This is a genomic window from Janthinobacterium sp. FT14W (assembly GCF_009208755.1).
In the GTDB taxonomy this organism is placed as follows: Bacteria; Pseudomonadota; Gammaproteobacteria; order Burkholderiales; family Burkholderiaceae_D; genus Janthinobacterium; species Janthinobacterium violaceinigrum.
Genome location: NZ_WFLL01000061.1, coordinates 1 through 17,603, shown reverse-complemented (window position 1 = coordinate 17,603; position 17,603 = coordinate 1). Strand labels below are relative to the sequence as shown.

At 65.7% G+C, this 17,603-nt stretch carries 14 protein-coding genes and 1 tRNA gene; 6 read left to right on the top strand and 9 right to left on the bottom strand.

The window, feature by feature from the left end:
- The first annotated feature begins 187 nt into the window (after nt 1–187).
- The gene (locus tag GCN74_RS25735; protein WP_152259294.1) at nt 188–820 is read left to right on the top strand and encodes a response regulator transcription factor; all 633 of its coding nucleotides are present in this window, start codon (nt 188–190) and stop codon (nt 818–820) included.
- Here the strand turns inward: GCN74_RS25735 and GCN74_RS25730 are convergent.
- Entirely contained in the window at nt 794–3,856 is a 3,063-nt protein-coding gene (locus tag GCN74_RS25730; RefSeq protein WP_152259293.1) for a sensor histidine kinase, read from the bottom strand. The two genes, GCN74_RS25735 and GCN74_RS25730, sit on opposite strands and share 27 nt — an antisense overlap.
- Nucleotides 3,857–3,864: 8 nt before the next feature.
- A complete protein-coding gene (locus GCN74_RS25725) occupies nt 3,865–4,563 on the bottom strand; it encodes a YoaK family protein (RefSeq protein ID WP_152259292.1) in 699 nt (232 codons plus the stop codon).
- Nucleotides 4,564–4,798: 235 nt separating this feature from the next.
- Here GCN74_RS25725 and GCN74_RS25720 point away from each other — a divergent pair, with 235 nt between their 5' ends.
- From GCN74_RS25720 to GCN74_RS25705, 4 genes are all read left to right on the top strand, one after another.
- Nucleotides 4,799–6,673, top strand: coding sequence for an amidohydrolase (locus GCN74_RS25720; protein WP_152259291.1), 1,875 nt, complete (start codon nt 4,799–4,801; stop codon nt 6,671–6,673).
- A gap of 4 nt (nt 6,674–6,677) precedes the next feature.
- Nucleotides 6,678–7,772 carry a porin gene (locus GCN74_RS25715; RefSeq protein WP_226939220.1) on the top strand — a complete coding sequence of 365 codons (1,095 nt, stop codon included), beginning with the start codon at nt 6,678–6,680 and terminating at the stop codon, nt 7,770–7,772.
- Between the two features lie 84 nt (nt 7,773–7,856).
- On the top strand, nt 7,857–8,684 hold the full coding sequence (locus tag GCN74_RS25710) for an AraC family transcriptional regulator (RefSeq protein WP_152259290.1): 828 nt from the start codon (nt 7,857–7,859) through the stop codon (nt 8,682–8,684).
- A gap of 77 nt (nt 8,685–8,761) precedes the next feature.
- Nucleotides 8,762–9,184: a cupin domain-containing protein gene (locus GCN74_RS25705; protein WP_152259289.1), complete on the top strand. Its 423-nt coding sequence runs from the start codon at nt 8,762–8,764 to the stop codon at nt 9,182–9,184.
- A gap of 69 nt (nt 9,185–9,253) precedes the next feature.
- Here the strand turns inward: GCN74_RS25705 and GCN74_RS25700 are convergent.
- The 3 genes from GCN74_RS25700 to pepN all read right to left on the bottom strand — a co-directional run bounded on the left by GCN74_RS25700 (nt 9,254) and on the right by pepN (nt 13,169).
- Nucleotides 9,254–9,329, bottom strand: a tRNA-Thr gene (locus tag GCN74_RS25700).
- A 116-nt stretch (nt 9,330–9,445) separates the two neighbouring features.
- Nucleotides 9,446–10,447, bottom strand: a complete 1,002-nt coding sequence (locus tag GCN74_RS25695) for a class 1 fructose-bisphosphatase (RefSeq protein WP_152259288.1) — start codon at nt 10,445–10,447, stop codon at nt 9,446–9,448.
- Between the two features lie 67 nt (nt 10,448–10,514).
- Nucleotides 10,515–13,169: an aminopeptidase N gene (gene pepN / locus GCN74_RS25690; RefSeq protein WP_152259287.1), complete on the bottom strand. Its 2,655-nt coding sequence runs from the start codon at nt 13,167–13,169 to the stop codon at nt 10,515–10,517.
- 238 nt (nt 13,170–13,407) lie between these two features.
- Between pepN and GCN74_RS25685 the strand changes: the two genes are divergently transcribed.
- Entirely contained in the window at nt 13,408–14,037 is a 630-nt protein-coding gene (locus GCN74_RS25685; protein ID WP_152259286.1) for a DUF4136 domain-containing protein, read from the top strand.
- Between the two features lie 191 nt (nt 14,038–14,228).
- Here GCN74_RS25685 and GCN74_RS25680 read toward each other — a convergent pair whose 3' ends face one another.
- From GCN74_RS25680 to GCN74_RS25665, 4 genes are all read right to left on the bottom strand, one after another.
- Nucleotides 14,229–15,158 (bottom strand): quinone oxidoreductase family protein, encoded by a 930-nt coding sequence (locus tag GCN74_RS25680; protein WP_264372910.1) that lies wholly within the window; start codon nt 15,156–15,158, stop codon nt 14,229–14,231.
- 93 nt (nt 15,159–15,251) lie between these two features.
- The gene (locus GCN74_RS25675; RefSeq protein WP_152259284.1) at nt 15,252–15,641 is read right to left on the bottom strand and encodes a methylglyoxal synthase; all 390 of its coding nucleotides are present in this window, start codon (nt 15,639–15,641) and stop codon (nt 15,252–15,254) included.
- Between the two features lie 29 nt (nt 15,642–15,670).
- Nucleotides 15,671–16,591 carry a DMT family transporter gene (locus GCN74_RS25670; protein ID WP_152259283.1) on the bottom strand — a complete coding sequence of 307 codons (921 nt, stop codon included), beginning with the start codon at nt 16,589–16,591 and terminating at the stop codon, nt 15,671–15,673.
- 100 nt (nt 16,592–16,691) lie between these two features.
- Nucleotides 16,692–17,603 (bottom strand): alkaline phosphatase D family protein (locus tag GCN74_RS25665; protein WP_193317265.1); only part of this gene is annotated, 912 nt, incomplete at its 5' end.

The window sequence follows — 17,603 nt, the reverse complement described above, 5'->3', positions numbered from 1 at the left end:
ATGCAAAGTAGGGTTGAGTGGGTACTGCCCTGCATCGTATGTCTGGCGGCGTGCCCGCACCACTATCTAAATATAGGTTCCCCCGGGCCATGCCCCCTGCAGGCTGGCGGGCGCTGCGGTAAAATACCTTTTGCTCACCCTGTTCCGACGACTCTTGATCGATCACTCCTCTTTGCAAGACAACATCATGCGCAGCGATAAGGCAGCGATACGCGTCCTCATCGCCGACGACCACCAGTTGCTGCTTGACGGCATCGCGGCCCTGCTGCGCGCCTTTCCCGGCGTGGTGCTGGTGGGCCAGGCCACCGATGGCCAGCAGGCGGTGCAGCAGTTTGACGCGCTGCTGCCCGATGTCACGCTGATGGATTTGCAGATGCCGCGCATGAGCGGCCTGGACGCCATCGGCGCCATCCGCGCGCGCCATCCGCAGGCGCGCATCGTCGTGCTGACCACCTATAAGGGCGATACGCAGGTGCTGCGCGCCATCCGCGCGGGCGCGTGCGGCTATGTGCTGAAAAGCGCGCTGCGCCACGAATTGCTGGCGGCGATACAGAACGTGCACGCGGGGCGGCGCCACATCACGCCCGAGATCGAGGCGGAACTGGCGCTGTATGCGTGCAGCGACGTACTGTCGAACCGCGAACTGGACGTGCTCAAGCAGGTCGCGCAAGGCAATTCCAACCGCGAAACGGGCGCCCTGCTGCAGATCAAGGAAGAAACCGTCAAGGCGCACATGAGCACCATCCTGGCCAAGCTGGGCGCCAGGGACCGCACCCACGCCGTCACCATCGCGCTACGGCGCGGCATCCTCGACGCCTGAGCGGCGCCAGCGTTGCCACCAGCGGCGCAGCGGGGACCAGGCCCGCCGCGCCGGCACCCGCAGGCGCCACTGCGTGCCGCCCCCGTCGCGCCCGTCCACCGACAGGCGCGCACCGAGTCTGGCGGCGCGCTCGCGCATGCCGGGCATGCCCCAGTGTCCGGGAATCTGCCCGTGCGCCGCGACCACCGGCGGCAAGCCCTGGCCATCGTCGCGCACGGCCAGTTCGAGGCCGCCGCGCGCGTAGCGCACCGTCACCTCGACCACCTGCGCGCGCGCATGCTGGAAGGCATTGCGCAGCGCTTCGCTGGCGATGCGGTAGATTTCATGCGCGGCGCGCGCGTGCAGCATGCGCGCCTCGCCTTCCTCCGCATAGCGGAACACGATGCCGTGCTGCGCAGCCAGCCGCTCGCCTTCGCGCCGCAGGATGGCGCTCCAGCGCGCGCCGGCATCGTCGCCGGCGCGCAAATCGTGCACCTGGTCGCGCCCTTCGCCCAGCATGCGGTCGGCGTCGTCGAGCGCGCGCAGCATGGCGGCGCGTGCGGGATGATCCGCGGCGATGGCCATACTGGCATTATGAAAGTGCAGGATCATCGCCTGCGTGCCCTGCAGCAGGGTATCGTGCAGCTCGCGCGCGATGCGTTCGCGCTCGGCCTGCTGCGCCTCCATCCGCGCCTGCAGGCGCGCGGCGTGCTGGCGCAGCCGCCAGCGGCAGGCAGCATACGCGGCGGCCAGCAGCGCCGCCGCGCACAGGCTGCGGAACCACCAGGTCTGGTAAAAGGCGGGCAGCACGCGGAACGGCAATTGCGCCACCGTGCTGGCCACGCCGTCGCCATTCGCCGCGCTTACTTCGAAGCGGTAGCTGCCCGGACCCAGGCCCGTGTACTGCGCCAGGCGCCGGCCGCCCGCCTGCTGCCACTGGGTATCGTAGCCGTCGAGCCGGTAGCGGAACTGCAAACGCTCCGGCGTGCCCAGACTGGCGGCGTTGTAATGGAATTGCACGTCGCGCGTGCCTGCAGCCAGTTGCAGGCCGGCGCTTGCGGGCGGATCGACGCGCCGGCCGTCTGCCAGCAGCGCGCCGATTTCCACGCGTGGCGCCGGCAAGGGAGCAAGCGTCTGGCGCGGATCGATCCAGAACGTCGCGCTCTGGCGCGAAAACCAGATTTTGCCATCGTCCGCTTCGGCCACCGAGCGGTTGTGCAGCATGCTGATGCTGCCGTTCAAGCCGTCGACGGCGTCGTACGAGGTGGCGCGCATGGCATGGGCGGCGTCGCGCAGCGCCAGGTCCACTTCCGCGGCGGGAATGTGCGCGGCGCCGCTGCCGTGATTGAGCCACAGGCTGCCGTCGCGCGCGCGCAGCAGGCCCACCACGCCTTCGGTGGCGCTGGCCGGCTCGCTGCCCAGGGTGACGAAGCGGCCGCCGCGCCACAGCGCCACGCCACGTTGCCCGCCCGCCCACACCTGCCCGTGGTATTCGATCAGCATGGGAATCTTGCCCAGGTCCAGGCCCTGCGCGGGACCGAAGTTGCGCAGCCGCCCCCGTTCCAGCATGGCGACGCTGCCATCGGCATACGACAGCCACAGGCGCCCGGCCGCGTCGGCCAGCAGCGCCAGCGGCACTTTCGCGCCGCCATCGGGCAGCAGCGGTTCGCGCCGCCAGGTCCCGTCGCGGTACTGGAAAACGCCGGCGCCGCTGAACACACCCCAGATGCTGCCATCGGGCGCGAGCACGCCGGCGCGCATGCGCTTGACCGCGGCCGCGCCGGATGGATAGGCGATCGTGCGCAGTACGCGCCCATCCTCGCCGGCCAGCTGCTGCAGGCCGGCGCGGGCCGCCACCCACAGGCCGCCCGGCGCTTCCAGGATGGCGCTGACGGGGCCCAGGCGCGGCGCGCGCAGCACCGTGCCGTCGGCCCGCGCCAGCAGCAGCGGCCCCAGGACGTCATCGCGCGACAGCCACATCGCGCCTGCCGGTCCGGCCAGCATTTCCTGGGTACGGAACACTTCGGCCACGCCGGGCGCGGCATGCGTGCGCAGGACCACGGGCGCGGCCTGGCGGAAACGGTCCAGGCCGCCGTACGTGGCAACCCAGACATTGCCTTCATTGTCGTCGCACATGGAACCGACGAGGACATTGCTCAAGCCATCGCGCGGCAGGAACGATTCCGTGTCGCTGCTGATGCCCAGCTGCCCCGGCGCCAGCGCGCCGCCGCTGCGCGTGCGATGCAAGCCGTACTGGCTGTCGAACCACAAGGTGCCGGCGCGGTCGACCAGCATGCTGCCGCTGGTGCCACTGGTATCGCGGTAAATCCACCGATGATCGAGCTGCTCGTAGCGTTCCAGCGACTCGATGATGCGGATGCCGCGCATCTCCAGCAAATAAATGCGGCCGTCGGGTCCCTGCTGCGGCGGCGCGCGCAGATCAAGCCGGCCGATGGGCGGCGCGAAGCGCGACTGCGTCGCCTGCCACATGAACAGGCCGTTTTCACTGAACACGGCGATGCGGCCATCGCGGTCGGCAAACACGGCGGACGCCTTTTGCGCCGTGTAGCCCTGCGCCGGTCCCATCGCCTGCCAGCGCCGGCCATCGAAGCGCGAGATGCCGGACACGCCTGCCGCCCACACGGCGCCGTCGCCGCCGATGGCAAAGCCCCAGATGGCGCCCGCCTGCACGCCCTGCGGCTCGGCGTAATTGCGCACCACGCCATCCTTGACGTGGCTGATGCCGCCCACTTGCCAGCCTATCCACATGCCGCCGTCGGCGGCGCGCTTGAGCGCCAGCGCCACCGTGTCGGGAAAGCTGCCCTGGCGCGCGCGCACGGGCTCGAAGCGCAAGCCGTCGAAACGGCGCACGCCCGCATGCGTGCCCAGCCACAGGAAACCGTCATTGCCCTGTGCCATGACGATGATATCGTCGGGCGCGCCCTCACTGGCCGTCCAGCGCGTGTGCTGCAGCTGATGAATGCCGCGTGCGGCATCGATGGCCAGCCCGCAAGGACTGGCCATCATGAACATCAGCCACAGCAGGAAGGCGCGCATGGCGGCTGTCAGGACGCGGGCACGGCGATCCTACCGCTGCGCAGCTCCACCACGATCAGGCCGCCCAGCAGCACCAGCGGCACGGCCAGCGCCGCGAAACCGAAGGCCAGGTAACCAAAGCCGGCAGCGATGGCACCCAGCGCAAAGGCCAGCAGCGGCCAGAAGAACTTCCCGCAGCGCGCGCGCGTGCCCCCGTCGGCCGCGCCGCGCAGCACGTCGACGGTGTCGAGCACGATCTGCGTCACGTTCCCCGTCATCATGGAGGTCGGCGCCAGATGCGCCAGCAGCAGACGGCTAGTGGCGCTGTGCACGCCCATGGCGGCCGTGCCCAGCAAGCCGGCGAGCATCGCCAGCGTGCCCACTTCCTTGCCGACCGGCTCGGCCAGCACGCCGAACACCATGAAACCGGCCAGCAAGATCCATTGCAGCAGGAAAGCCAGCGTCAGCGCCGGACCGCCGCGGCGCTCGATGGCCAGCACCATCAGGCGCGTGACGACGATACCCGCGATAAAGGCGGGAAAGGCGAGGATTTTCAGCAGGATGGGGATGCGCGTCGGTTCGGCCAGCGCGGCGCCGATCAGCACGAAGTTGCCCGTGACATGGGCGGTAAACAGGCCGAACAGGGCGATAAAGCCCAGCGTATCGACATACCCGGCCAAAAAGCCCAGGCTGGTGCCGTATAAACGGCTGTGTGGTGCTTGATCCATGAGAACTCCCTGCGATGCGGTAAACCGCGATAAAAAATGCATCCGGACGCATGTCCAGCCGCTACTGCCGGCATGGTAATCCATGTCGCGCGCCGCCGCACCCGCCCTTAGACCAGTCGGCGCGCTGCCATACCTGATCTTTTGGCCCGTGTCCGCTTCCGGCCCCTGGGCTACACTGACCGCAGATCCTGGCCGCGCCCCGGCCTCCCCCGCATTGCCACCATGGAGCTGCATCATGACCGAACCGACCCATTCCTCCGCCGCGCCGCTGATACTGATCAACGGCTGCTTCCACACCGTCGACAAGTCGTGCCCGCAAGCGAGCGCGGTGGCAATCGCCGACGGCAAATTCCTCGCCGTGGGCGATCTTGAAGACGCCATGCGCCACCGCGCCCCCGACAGCCGCGTGATCGACCTGGGTGGCCGCACCGTGATTCCCGGCCTGAACGACTCGCATCTGCACCTGATCCGCGGCGGCTTGAACTACAACCTGGAACTGCGCTGGGAAGGCGTGCCCTCGCTGGCCGACGCCCTGCGCATGCTCAAGGAACAGGCGCTGCGCACGCCGACCCCGCAATGGGTGCGCGTCGTCGGCGGCTGGAACGAATTCCAGTTCGCGGAAAAACGCATGCCGAGCCTCGATGAAATCAACGCGGCCGCGCCGGACACCCCCGTCTTCATCCTGCACCTGTACGACCGCGCCCTGCTGAACCGTGCCGCCCTGCGCGTGGTCGGCTACGACAAGAACACGCCGAACCCGCCCGGCGGCGAGATCGTGCGCGACGCTGCCGGCAACCCCACCGGCATGCTGATCGCCCGGCCAAACGCCATGATTTTATATGCCACCCTGGCCAAGGGGCCAACCCTGCCGCGCGACTTGCAAGTCAATTCCACGCGCCAGTTCATGCGCGAACTCAACCGCCTCGGCCTGACCAGCGCCATCGACGCTGGCGGCGGCTTCCAGAATTATCCCGAGGATTACGCGGTGGTCGAGGAACTGGCGCAAAAAGAGCAGCTGACCATCCGCATCGCCTACAACCTGTTCACGCAGAACAAGGGCCGCGAACTGGAAGACTTCGAGAAATGGACGCAGATGGTCACGCCGGGCCAGGGCGATGATTACTACCGCCATAACGGCGCCGGCGAAATGCTGGTGTTTTCCGCCGCCGATTTCGAAGATTTCCTCGAGCCGCGCCCCGACCTGGCGCCCGGCATGGACGACGAACTGGAAAAGGTGGTGCGTCATCTGGTCTCCAAGCGCTGGCCCTTCCGCCTGCACGCGACCTACGATGAATCGATCGACCGCATGCTGACGGTGTTTGAAAAGGTCAACCGCGATATCCCGTTCGACGGCCTGCACTGGATGTTCGACCACTGCGAAACCATCACGCCGCGTAACATCGACCGGGTCAAGGCGCTGGGCGGCGGCATCGCCATCCAGCACCGCATGGCCTTCCAGGGCGAATATTTTGTCGACCGCTACGGCGCGGAAGCGGCCAAGGCCACGCCGCCGATCGCGCGCATGCTTGCCTCGGGCGTGCCGGTGGGCGGCGGCACCGACGCCACCCGCGTCGCCAGCTACAACCCATGGACGGCGCTGTACTGGCTGGTATCGGGCCGCACCGTGGGCGGCTTGCGCCTGTACGACGCGGGCAGCCGCTTGTCGCGCGACACGGCGCTGGAACTATGGACGGCGGGCAGCGCCTGGTTCTCCAGCGAGCAAGGCAAGAAGGGTCGCATCCAGGAAGGCATGCTGGCCGACCTGGCCGTGCTGAGCGCGGACTTTTTCAGCATAGCTGAAGAGGCGATCAAGTCGATCGAATCGGTGCTCACCATCGTCGGCGGCAAGATCGTCTACGGCCAGGCGGAATTTACGCCACTGGCGCCGCCTCCCATCCCGGTATTGCCGGACTGGTCGCCCGTGAAAAACGTGGCCGGCCACTACCGCGCCGCGCCGCCGAAAACGGCCAGCGTCATGCAACAGCACCAGTGCCAGGGCGCCTGCGGCGTGCACGCCCACGCCCACGACGTGGCGCGCAAGAGTTCTGTGCCCGTCTCCAGCCATTCCGGCTTCTGGGGCGCGCTGGGGTGCAGCTGCTTTGCGTTCTGAGTCCATGCTGACGCGATTGCCATTGCTGGCCGCCGGCACGCTCATGCTGGCGGCGGCCCTGCCCGCCGCGGCACAAGAAAATGTGCAGCTGTACGGCCGCCTGAACGTGGCGCTCGAGGCGCTGCACTCTTCCGGCAGCGGCGACAGCGTGCAGCGCCTGTCCAACAACCGTTCCGTGTTCGGCTTTCGCGGCAGCGAAGACCTGGGCGGCGGCTGGCAGGCACTGTTCCAGGTCGAGGGCACCTTGTCGCCCGACACGGGCGCAGGGTCCATCGCCGCGCGCGACACGCGTGTCGGCATTGCCGGCCCGTGGGGCACGCTGTTTGGCGGCAACTGGACCCTGCCCTACAACAGCGCCACCTCCGCGCTCGACCCGTACTACCCCACCACGGCCGGCTACATGAGCCTGATGGGCAACGGCGCCGGCGCCAGCGAAAGCCATACCAGCAACACGTATTCCTTCGACCGGCGCCAGCAGAACAGCGTGCATTACTGGACGCCGCAGTGGCAGGGCTGGTCGGTGCGCGTGGCGCGCGGCATGGCGGAAGAGCGGCCCGCCAGCGGCGCGCGGCCGTCCCTGGCCTCGGCCGCCCTGCTTTACGACGGCGGCGCCCTGTACGCCACCCTGGCGCAGGAAGCACACCACGGCTACCAGGGACGGGGGCTGACCGACCATGGCAGCAAGCTGGCGCTCGCCTGGCGTGTCGACAGCGCCACGCAACTGGCGCTGGTGCTGGAAAGCCTGCGCTATGCGACGACCACGGGCGGGCTGCGCCGCCGCGCAGCCTACTTTTCCGCCACGCGCCAGTTCGGCCGCCATGGCTTGCGTTTCGGCCTGGCCCATGCGCAAAGCGCCAGCGGCGGCGCGCTGGAAACCATCGGCACGGTGCGCGCGGGAGCAGGCACGGGTGCCACCCACGCTACCCTCGGCTACGACTACCAGCTGTCGAAACGCAGCAGCCTGTACGTCTACTACACGCGCCTGGCCAACGGCCGCAACGGCATCGCCGACTTTGCCATCAACAGCCTGGTAGGCGACGCTGCAACAAAGGGCGCCACCTTGTCGGGCGTGGCGCTGGGAATTCGGCACAATTTCTGATCCGGCGGTTTTCATGGACAGCCCCGCGCGCGGCGGGTACAGTCGATATTTGGCAACCAGCGCGGATATCCAGTGACCAGCACCATGCAGCGAACATCAGCGCCGCCGCGCAGCGACTGGGTCAAGTGCGACGCGCCGGTACAAGGGGTCGAGCGCATCGAGGCGTGGTTCAAGGGCAAGGCCTATGCCATGCACCGCCATGACACCTACGCCATCGGTCGCACGCTGGCGGGCGTGCAGCGTTTCAGCTACCGCCGTGGCCAGCGCGACAGCCTGCCCGGCAATACCATGATCCTGCATCCCGACGAGGCGCACGATGGCCAGGCGGGTACCGACGCCGGCTTCCGTTACCGCATGCTGTATATCGAACCGGCGTTGTTCCAGGACGTGCTGGGCGGACGCGCGCTACCCTTTATCGAAGGCGGCGTGTCGACCGATCCCCGCCTGGCGGCGGCCACCTCCGCCTTGCTGCCGCGCGACGGCCACCCATTGGAAGCACTGGAACAGAGCGATGCGCTGGCCGAACTGGCGCATGCGCTGGCGGCGGTGGCCGGCACGCCGGCACAGCGCCCGAGAGGCGACTTCCTGGCGGCGCGGCGCGCGCGCGACTACTTGCAGGCCCACTGCACGCAGGCCGTCACCCTGGCGGAACTTGAGGCGGCAACGGGCCGCGACCGCTGGAGCCTGTCGCACGACTTTCGCGTCTTCTATGGCACCAGCCCGTACCGCTATCTGACGATGCGGCGCCTGGAGATGGTGCGGCGCCTACTGCTGGCTGGCGCCACGCTCGCCTCCGCCGCCATGGCCGCGGGCTTCGCCGATCAGAGCCACATGACGCGGCATTTCCTGAAAACCCATGGCCTGACGCCCGGCCGCTGGCTGCGTTTCGCCGGCGGCAGCGGCAAGGCCTGAAAACACCCACGATCGTTCAATACGGTCGGCAAGTGCATGCGTATTCTGGCTGCATCGCCACTTGAACGGAGCACAGCATGTCCAGCACCACCATCAATACCATCACCACGCGCGGCCAGGGCCAGTCCATCGACCTGGCGGGCAAGGTCGCCCTGATCGACGGGCACTGGCAGCCGCGCGTCATCGCCGAAATGAATGACTATCAATTCAAGGTCGTCAAGGTACTGGGTGAATTCCAGTGGCACCGGCACGCCGATACGGACGAAACCTTCATCGTGCTGAAAGGTGAATTGCGCATCGACCTGCGCGGCCCTGCCTACGCGGAAGGACAGGCCATCGTGCTGCGTGCCGGCCAGATGGCGGTGGTGCCCAGCGGCGTGGAACACAAGCCATGCGCGCTTGCCGAGACCAGCCTGCTGCTGATCGAGCCGCGCGACGTGGTCAACACGGGCGACGGCGAGGCGAGCGAACGCACGGTGGAAAACGATCAGTGGATCTGAAGCCGGGAATGCGACAGACAACAAAAAACCCGCTGACTTTTGCAAGTAAGCGGGTTTTCTGATGAAACTTGGTGCCGTTGGCCGGAATCGAACTGGCGACCTTCACATTACGAATGTGCTGCTCTACCAACTGAGCTACAACGGCGAAGACCCACATTCTACAAACAATGCACAAAATTTGCTAGTGTCAACGCGATCTTTTTTCATTTTTTTTAGCGGCCCGGCTGCGGGCCGCTGAAAATCGTGGAAAAAGTGCGGTTTTTACTCCGCGTGGTAGGCCGTCACGCGGGCCACTTCATCTTTCGAGCCCAGGAACACGGGCACGCGCTGGTGCAGCTTGTGCGGGGTGATGTCCATGATGCGCTGCTGGCCGTCGGTGGCGGCGCCGCCGGCCTGTTCGACGATGAAGGCCATCGGGTTCGCTTCGTACATCAGGCGCAGCTTGCCCGGCATCGACGTGTCGCGCAGGTCGGCCGGGTACATGAAGATGCCGCCGCGGTTCAGGATGCGGTGCACGTCGGCCACCATCGAGGCGATCCAGCGCATGTTGAAATTGGTGCCGCGCGGGCCCGTGTCGCCGGCCAGCAGTTCGTCCACGTAGCGCTTGACGGGCGGATGCCAGTGGCGCGCGTTCGACATATTGATGGCAAATTCCTTGGTCGTCGGCGGAATCTGCATATTGCTTTGCGTGAGGACCCACGAACCCATCTCGCGGTCCAGGGTGAAGCAGTTCACGCCATTGCCGAAGGTCAGCACCAGCATGGTCTGCGGGCCGTACACGGCGTAGCCGGCCGCCACTTGCTTGGCGCCTGCCTGCATGAAGTCCTGCTCCGTCGGCTCGCCCATGCCTTCCGGCGCCTTCAGCACGGAGAAGATGGTGCCGATCGAGACGTTGACGTCGATGTTCGACGAGCCATCGAGTGGGTCGAACAGCAGCATGTATTCGCCCTTCGGATAGCGGTTCGGGATCGGGTGGATCGATTCCATCTCTTCCGACGCCATGGCCGCCAGGTGGCCGCCCCATTCGTTCGCCTCCAGCAGGATCTCGTTGGAGATGATGTCGAGCTTTTTCTGTACTTCGCCCTGCACGTTTTCCGTGTCGGCCGTGCCCAGCACCTCGCCCAGCGCGCCCTTGCTGACGGCGTGGCTGATGGTCTTGCAAGCGCGCGCGACGACTTCGATCAGCAGGCGCAGTTCGGCCGGAATGCTGTTGTTCGAGCGCTGCTCTTCAACCAGGTATTGCGTAAGACTGATGCGTTTCATGATTCCCTTTTGTTGTAATGACTAACCATTACCCCAGTCTCTGCCTGGGGGTGTAAATAATCTGCGCCTAGTTGGCCAGCGCCTTGCTGATCACTTCCATCACGTCATTCGACAAGCTGGCCTGGCCAGCGACCTTTTCCAGCGCGTCGCGCATGTGGCCTTGCAGCGCGGGCACGTAACGGCGCCAGCGGTCCATGGAGCGCGCCAGGCGCGCCGCCACTTGCGGGTTCAGGGCGTCGAGCGCGATGACCTGCTCGGCCCAGAAGGCGTAGCCGCTGCCGTCAGCCGCATGGAACTGCGACGGATTGCCATTCGTGAAATTGAAGATCAGGCTGCGCGCGCGGTTCGGGTTTTTCAGGGTGAAGGCGGGATGCGTCATCAGCTGGCGCACGGCCTGCACATCGGTCGCGGGGGCGGCCGCCTGCATGGCGAACCACTTGTCGACCACCAGCGCCTCGTTCTCGAAGTCGGCATGGAAACTGGCCAGCGCGGCCTGCGCGTGCGCGGCGGAACCCGAATGGATCAGGGCCCCCAGGGCGGCCGCGCGGTCCGTCATGTTGCCGGCGCTGTCGAACTGCTGCTGCGCCAGGGCCAGCTCCTGCTCGCCCGGCGCGATCAGCAGATAGGACAGGGCCAGGTTTTTCAGCGCCCGCTTGCCGGCCGACAGGGCGTCGGGGCTGTACTCGCCCGGCGTCTGGCTGGCGTGGTACTGCGCCAGCAATTCGGGCTTCAGGGCTGCCGCAATGGTGCGGCGCATGAACTGGCGCGCCGCATGGATCGCCTGCGGATCGACTTGCGCCATGCGCTCGGCGATGATGGTTTCCGACGGCAGGATCAGGGCCAGTTCACGGAAGGCCGCATCGAGCGTTTCATCGGCCAGCAGGGCGCGCTGCGCGGCGATGAAGGTGTCGTCCAGCAGCAGGGGCTCGCCGGCGGCGACGGCGGCGGTGAGTTTCAGCAGGCGCTCCATGGCCAGGCGCTGGCCCGCCTCCCAGCGGTTGACGGGGTCGCTGTCATGGCGGAACAGGTGCAGCAGCTGATCGTCGCTGTAGTCGTATTCCAGCACCACGGGCGCGGAAAAATCGCGCAGCAGCGACGGCACGGGCAATTGCGCCACGTGCGTGAAACGGAAGGTCTGCGCCGCTTGCGTCAGTTCCAGCACGACGCTGGTGGCGCCGTCCGACACGACGCCATCGACGTGCAGCGGCATGTCGCGGCCATCGGCTGCCAGCAGGCCGACGGTGACGGGAATGTGGAAAGGCAGTTTCTTCGGCTGGCCCGGCGTGGCGGGGCAGCTTTGCGCCAGGGTCAGCTCGAACGTCTGGCTGGCCGCATCGTAGCGCGTGGATGCTTTCACCACCGGCGTGCCGGCCTGGCTGTACCAGCGCTCGAATTGCGTGAAATCGCGGCCATTCGCATCGGCCATGGCGGCGCGGAAGTCGTCGCACTGCACGGCCTGGCCATCGTGGCGCTCGAAGTACAGGTCCATGCCCTTGCGAAAGCCGTCGCGGCCCACCAGGGTCTGGTACATGCGCACCACTTCGGCGCCCTTTTCGTAGATCGTGACCGTATAAAAGTTATTGATCTCGACGAAGGAATCGGGACGCACGGGATGCGCCATCGGGCCCGCGTCTTCCGGGAACTGCGCCTGGCGCAAGGTGCGCACCTGGTCGATGCGCGTGACGGCGCGGCCCGTGTCCGTGCCGATCATGTCGGCCGAGAATTCCTGGTCGCGGAAGACCGTCAAGCCTTCCTTCAGCGACAGCTGGAACCAGTCGCGGCAAGTCACGCGGTTGCCCGTCCAGTTATGGAAGTACTCGTGGCCCACCACCGCCTCGATGCCCGCGTAATCGACGTCGGTCGCCACGCGCGGATTGGCCAGCACATACTTGGTATTGAAGATGTTCAGGCCCTTGTTTTCCATGGCGCCCATGTTGAAGTCGCCCACGGCGACGATCATGAAGCGGTCCAGGTCCAGCTCCAGGCCAAAGCGCTCCTCGTCCCAGCGGATCGAGTTTTTCAGCGACTGCATGGCGTAGTCGGTCTTATCGAGGTTGCCGTCCTCCACCCATACCTGCAGCAGCACTTCGCGGCCGGACTTGAGCGTGTAGCGCTCTTCCTGGCACACCAGGCGCGCCGCCACCAGGGCAAACAGGTACGATGGCTTCTTGAACGGGTCTTCCCACTTGGCGTAATGGCGCCCGTCGCCCAGGTCGCCCTCTTCGATCAGGTTGCCGTTCGATAGCAGCACCGGATATTGCTGCTTGTCGGCGCGCAGCATGACCGTGTACTTGGCCATCACGTCCGGGCGGTCCGGGAAGAAGGTGATGCGGCGGAAGCCCTCCGCTTCGCACTGCGTGAAGAAGTTATGGTTCGACACGTACAGGCCGGACAGCGAGGTATTGTCCTGCGGCGCCAGCACGGTCTCGATATCGAGCAGCACGTCGTCCGGCGCCTTCGGTATGGTCAGCATGCTGGCCGTCAGCGTGTACTGCGTCGGTTTGAGCAGCTTGCCGTTCAGGCGTACTTGCACCAGTTCAATGTGTTCGCCATGCAATTCGATGCTGCGGCTGGTGCCGGCCGGGTTGTGGCGCATGCGCATCCGGCTCGCCACCACTGTGCGGGCGGGATCGAGATCGAAACCAAGTTCGACGCTGTCGACCAGGAAGCTGGGCGGCGTGTAATCTTTGCGGTAAATCGTCTGAGGGCTGTCTGTGCGCATAGGGATTTGGGTGGGAGCGGAGGCAAAAGCCTATTTTACCAACACCGGGCAGGGAAAGGACCGATTCGCCCGCCATTTGCGCCGATTCGCGCCAGGAATGTTGGATTCCCTTACACGCCGACACGCCAGGTAACATTCTGTAATAATGTATGGAAACAAATAGAACTATTCTTATAATACTAGGCGATGAATTGCGTCTACCAACAATGAATTGCAGCGAATATCAGGAGATCATGCAATGAAACGATATCTCACCATCATGATGGCCGCATTGACCGTGTTGCTGACCGGCTGCGCCACTACCATACGCAGCGATGTCACCGTCTTCCATGAGTGGCCTGCGCAATTGCAGGACAAATCGTATGTCTTTGAAGCGCCCGTGGCGGAAAACGATACGCTCGAATACCGCAGCTACCAGAACCTGGTGCGCGCGGAACTGGCAAAACACGGCTTCGGCGAAGCTTCCGGCCCTGCGGCCGCCAACTTGCGCGTGTCCATGAATTTTTCGACCGTCGACTATCCTGAGCGCGTGCTGCAGGCCACCGACCCATTCTGGTACGGTCCCGGCTACTGGCCTGGCCGCTACGGCTACCGCTACGGCGCATGGCCAGGCTATGGCCGCTTCGGCTACAACCCCTACTGGTACGGCCCCCTGGAAATGGAAGAAAGCGTGCGCCATAAATACGAGCGCGAATTGCGCGTGACGATCAATGACCGCAACGGCAAGAAACTGTACGACGTGACCGTGCAATCGACCAGCAACAAGCGCGCCACGTCGCACGTGATGCCCGCCATGGTAGCCAGCGCCTTTGCCGACTTCCCCGGCCAGAGCGGCGTGCCGCGCAAGGTGGAAGTCAAGGTGGAATAAGGGAGCGCGCGGCGAGTATCCGATGCGCTGAAAAAACCGGCTTGTGCAGCGATGCGCAAGCCGGTTTTTTTTCACCTAAGAATAATAGGCCTCGGCGGCAAAAGTGAGCGCGCCGATCAGGGCCACGGCCAGTAGCAGCACGATCAGCAGGCGGCCGAACTTCGGTGCGCCGTCTTCTTCGCCCGCGCCGCTCATGGCACGATGATGGTCGAACCGGTGGTCTTGCGCCCTTCCAGGTCCGTGTGCGCCTGGGCGATATGGGCCAGGCTGTAGCGCTGGTTGATCTCGATTTTGACTTCGCCGCTGCTGACGACGCCGAACAGCGAGGCGGCCATCTCTTCCAGGTTCGCGCGGTTCGAGGCATAGCTGAACAGGGCCGGACGCGTGATGAAGAGCGAACCGCGCGACGCCAGTTCGCCGAGGGTGAAGGCCGGCACGGGACCGGAAGCGTTGCCGAAGCTGACCATCATGCCCAGCGGCGCCAGGCAGTCGAGCGAACCCGTAAACGTATCCTTGCCGATGGAATCGTACACCACGGAGACGCCCTTGCCGCCCGTGATCTCGCGCACGCGCTCGACGAAGTTTTCCGTGTTGTAGTTGATGACGTGGGCGGCGCCATGCGCCTTGGCCAGCGCCGCCTTTTCATCGGAACCGGCCGTGCCGATCAGGTTCACGCCCAGCACTTTCGCCCACTGGCAGGCGATCAGGCCCACGCCGCCCGCGGCCGCATGGAACAGCACCGTGTCGCCCGCCTTCAGGGCCACCGTGCGGTGGAACAGGTATTGCACCGTCAAGCCCTGCAGCATCATGGCGGCGGCCGTATCGAAACCGATGCGCTCGGGCAGCACCAGCAGCAGGGCCGCCGGCAAGTTGCGCTGCTGCGCATACGCGCCATTGATGCGCGCCGCGTAGGCCACGCGGTCGCCCACCTTGACTTCCGTGACGCCCTCGCCCACCGCCTCGACGATGCCCGCGCCCTCGACGCCCAGGCCGTTGGGCAGCGGCTGCGGGTACAGGCCCGTGCGGAAATACACGTCGATGAAATTGAGGCCGATGGCCTCGTGTTTCACGCGCGCTTCGCCGGGACCGGGCGGCGGCAGTTCCACGTCCACATATTCCATCACGTCCGGGCCGCCCACGCGCTGTACGCGGATGGCTTTGGTGGTAATCGTTGCGCTCACAATATGCTCCTTGAAGAAGAATCGGAAAAAACGTCAGGCGGCGGCCTGGGCGCGCGCCTGCAGCTGCGACAGCACCAGGTGCGCCGACGACAGATTCGTTGCGCACGCCACGTTGTGCACGTCGCAGGCGCGCACCAGGGCATTGATGTCCGGCTCGTGCGGCTGCGGCGTCATCGGGTCGCGCAGGAAGATCACGCAATCGATCAAGCCTTCCACCAGCAGGGCGCCGATCTGCAAGTCGCCGCCGAACGGGCCCGAATGCTTGCGCTCGACGGCCAGGCCCAGTTCATTGATCAGACGGCCGCCCGTGGTGCCCGTGGCCGACAGTTCGCAGCCCTTGAGAAAGTCCAGGTATTCGCCCGCCAGGGTAATCATGTCATCTTTTTTCTTGTCGTGGGCAATCAAGGCGATGCGTGTTTTCATGGTGAGGACCATTTCAGTGAGTGGAGGAATTATTTCTTTTTCGACAGCAAATAAATACCGGCCAGGACCAGGCTGGTACCGGCCAGTTGCCAGTTGGTGATCGGTTCATCGAGGATCATGGCGCCCAGGAACAGGGTCGATACGGGGCCGATCATGCCCGCCTGCGAAGCGACGGGCGCGCCGATGCGCTCGACGGCGATCATCGTCATGAAGACGGGCATCACCGTGCAAAAGATGCCGTTCAGCAAAGACAAGCCATACACGGGCATGGGCTGGATCAGCAATTCGACGGGGCGCAGGATGAAAAATTGAGCGATGCAGGCAAAACTGGCCACGCACATGGCATAGGAAACAAGCCGCATCGAACCGATGCGCTTCACCAACTCTCCCGAGCCCAGCAGGTAGACGGCGTAGGAACAGGCCGAACCCAGCACCAGGGTGGAGCCCAGCGCCACATTGCTGGCGCCGCCCTGCAAGTCGTGCACGAAGACCAGCACGATGCCGCAATACGAGGTCAGCAAGGCCAGCCACTGCATGCGGCTGATGCGCTGCTTGAAGTACACGGTGGTAATCAGGAGCACGAAGGTGGGCGTGAGGAACAGAATCAGCCGCTCCAGGCCCACGGAAATGTATTGCAGTCCAAGAAAATCCAGGTAGCTGGACAGGTAATAGCCGACCAGTCCCAGCCCCACCAGGCGCCAGCGGTCGCTGACCGACAGGGGCGGCTCCGTGCGCATCTTCCACCAGGCGATGACGGCAAACACGGGCAGCGAGAAGATCATCCTGAAGGCGATCAGGGTGACGGCGTCGATCTGGTAGCGGTACAGCAGCTTGGCAACGATGGCCTTGGTGGAAAACAGCACCGCCCCGCCCACGGCGATGGCCAGGCCACCAAGGTAGACGGAACGGGGAATCGGGGGAGGAGATGCTTGCGGGGAACTGGAGCTCATCTCCAGATTGTAAGGCAAAAGCCGGGGTCAGACCCCCTCGGGCGGCAGCGCAAGCCTCAGAGCTAGCCGTATTGAGGGTCTGACCCCAGCAGGCCGGCCTTTAGGACACCGCCACCGCCGCCGCGCCCGCCGTCACGGTGGCCGTCGTCACGCGCGCAATCACGTTCGATGGCGCCGCCGTGCCGACCAGCTTGTTCACCTGCTTGAACTGCGCCACCAGCTTGCCCGGTGTCAAAGTGACCACCGTGTAGCCCTGCGCATCCGTGTTCAGATGCTTGATCCACGGGTTGTTGCCCAGGCCGGACAATTGCTGTGCCAGGCCCAGCAGGGTTACGCTGAAGTCAGTGCTCGCTTTCAAGCCGGCCTGCACGGCCGCGACCGTGGCGTCCAGCTGCGCTTCCGGCACGCCCTTGGCGGCCAGCGCACCGCGCAGCTGCACGCGCAACTGCTCCAGCAGGCTGTCGACGGTCGGCACGGCCTTGCCCATGGTGTAGTCGAGCAGGTTGACGTCGAGGTTGACCGTGCCCACGCCCGTGACGGGGAGGGCCAGCGGATAGCTGACGAGGGTGCCGATATCGCCCATCGTGCCGGCCGCCGACTTCAGGTAGCTGAAGAAGGAGTCGGAACTGACGCCGGCCGACACCAGGTCCACCATGACGGGCGTGCCGCCGCCGGCCGCATCGAAATCGTCGCTCACGGTACCGGCAAAGAAGGAGTGGATATCGCCCGTGATCGCCACCACGTTGCCGATGGCGTTCGTCTTCAGGTGCGCCATCAGGTTCTTGCGTTCGCTGTTGTAGCCATCCCACTGGTCGCAATTGAGCAGGAAGCGCGTGAAGAATGGCGCCAGCGCCGCCTGCTGGCCGGAGGCGGCGACAAAGCTCGAGGCCGCGCCCTTGGCCTGCACGTCGGGCTTGATCCAGCCGAAGGCGATCACTTGCGCGGCGGCGGCCGGCGAGCCGCTGTTGTAGGCCGCCACCGTGATGCCGGCCTGCGCCGCGGAGAGGCCGGC

What these genes read in the sequence shown, in the direction of transcription:
- GCN74_RS25710 (WP_152259290.1), top strand. Translation starts at nt 7,857, where the DNA reads ATGCAGCGAACATCAGCGCCGCCGCGCAGCGACTGGGTCAAGTGCGAC.
- GCN74_RS25705 (WP_152259289.1), top strand. Translation starts at nt 8,762, where the DNA reads ATGTCCAGCACCACCATCAATACCATCACCACGCGCGGCCAGGGCCAG.
- GCN74_RS25675 (WP_152259284.1), bottom strand. Translation starts at nt 15,641, where the DNA reads ATGAAAACACGCATCGCCTTGATTGCCCACGACAAGAAAAAAGATGAC.
- GCN74_RS25720 (WP_152259291.1), top strand. Translation starts at nt 4,799, where the DNA reads ATGACCGAACCGACCCATTCCTCCGCCGCGCCGCTGATACTGATCAAC.
- GCN74_RS25680 (WP_264372910.1), bottom strand. Translation starts at nt 15,158, where the DNA reads ATGGAATATGTGGACGTGGAACTGCCGCCGCCCGGTCCCGGCGAAGCG.
- GCN74_RS25730 (WP_152259293.1), bottom strand. Translation starts at nt 3,856, where the DNA reads ATGCGCGCCTTCCTGCTGTGGCTGATGTTCATGATGGCCAGTCCTTGC.
- pepN (WP_152259287.1), bottom strand. Translation starts at nt 13,169, where the DNA reads ATGCGCACAGACAGCCCTCAGACGATTTACCGCAAAGATTACACGCCG.
- GCN74_RS25695 (WP_152259288.1), bottom strand. Translation starts at nt 10,447, where the DNA reads ATGAAACGCATCAGTCTTACGCAATACCTGGTTGAAGAGCAGCGCTCG.
- GCN74_RS25670 (WP_152259283.1), bottom strand. Translation starts at nt 16,591, where the DNA reads ATGAGCTCCAGTTCCCCGCAAGCATCTCCTCCCCCGATTCCCCGTTCC.
- GCN74_RS25715 (WP_226939220.1), top strand. Translation starts at nt 6,678, where the DNA reads ATGCTGACGCGATTGCCATTGCTGGCCGCCGGCACGCTCATGCTGGCG.
- GCN74_RS25685 (WP_152259286.1), top strand. Translation starts at nt 13,408, where the DNA reads ATGAAACGATATCTCACCATCATGATGGCCGCATTGACCGTGTTGCTG.
- GCN74_RS25735 (WP_152259294.1), top strand. Translation starts at nt 188, where the DNA reads ATGCGCAGCGATAAGGCAGCGATACGCGTCCTCATCGCCGACGACCAC.
- GCN74_RS25725 (WP_152259292.1), bottom strand. Translation starts at nt 4,563, where the DNA reads ATGGATCAAGCACCACACAGCCGTTTATACGGCACCAGCCTGGGCTTT.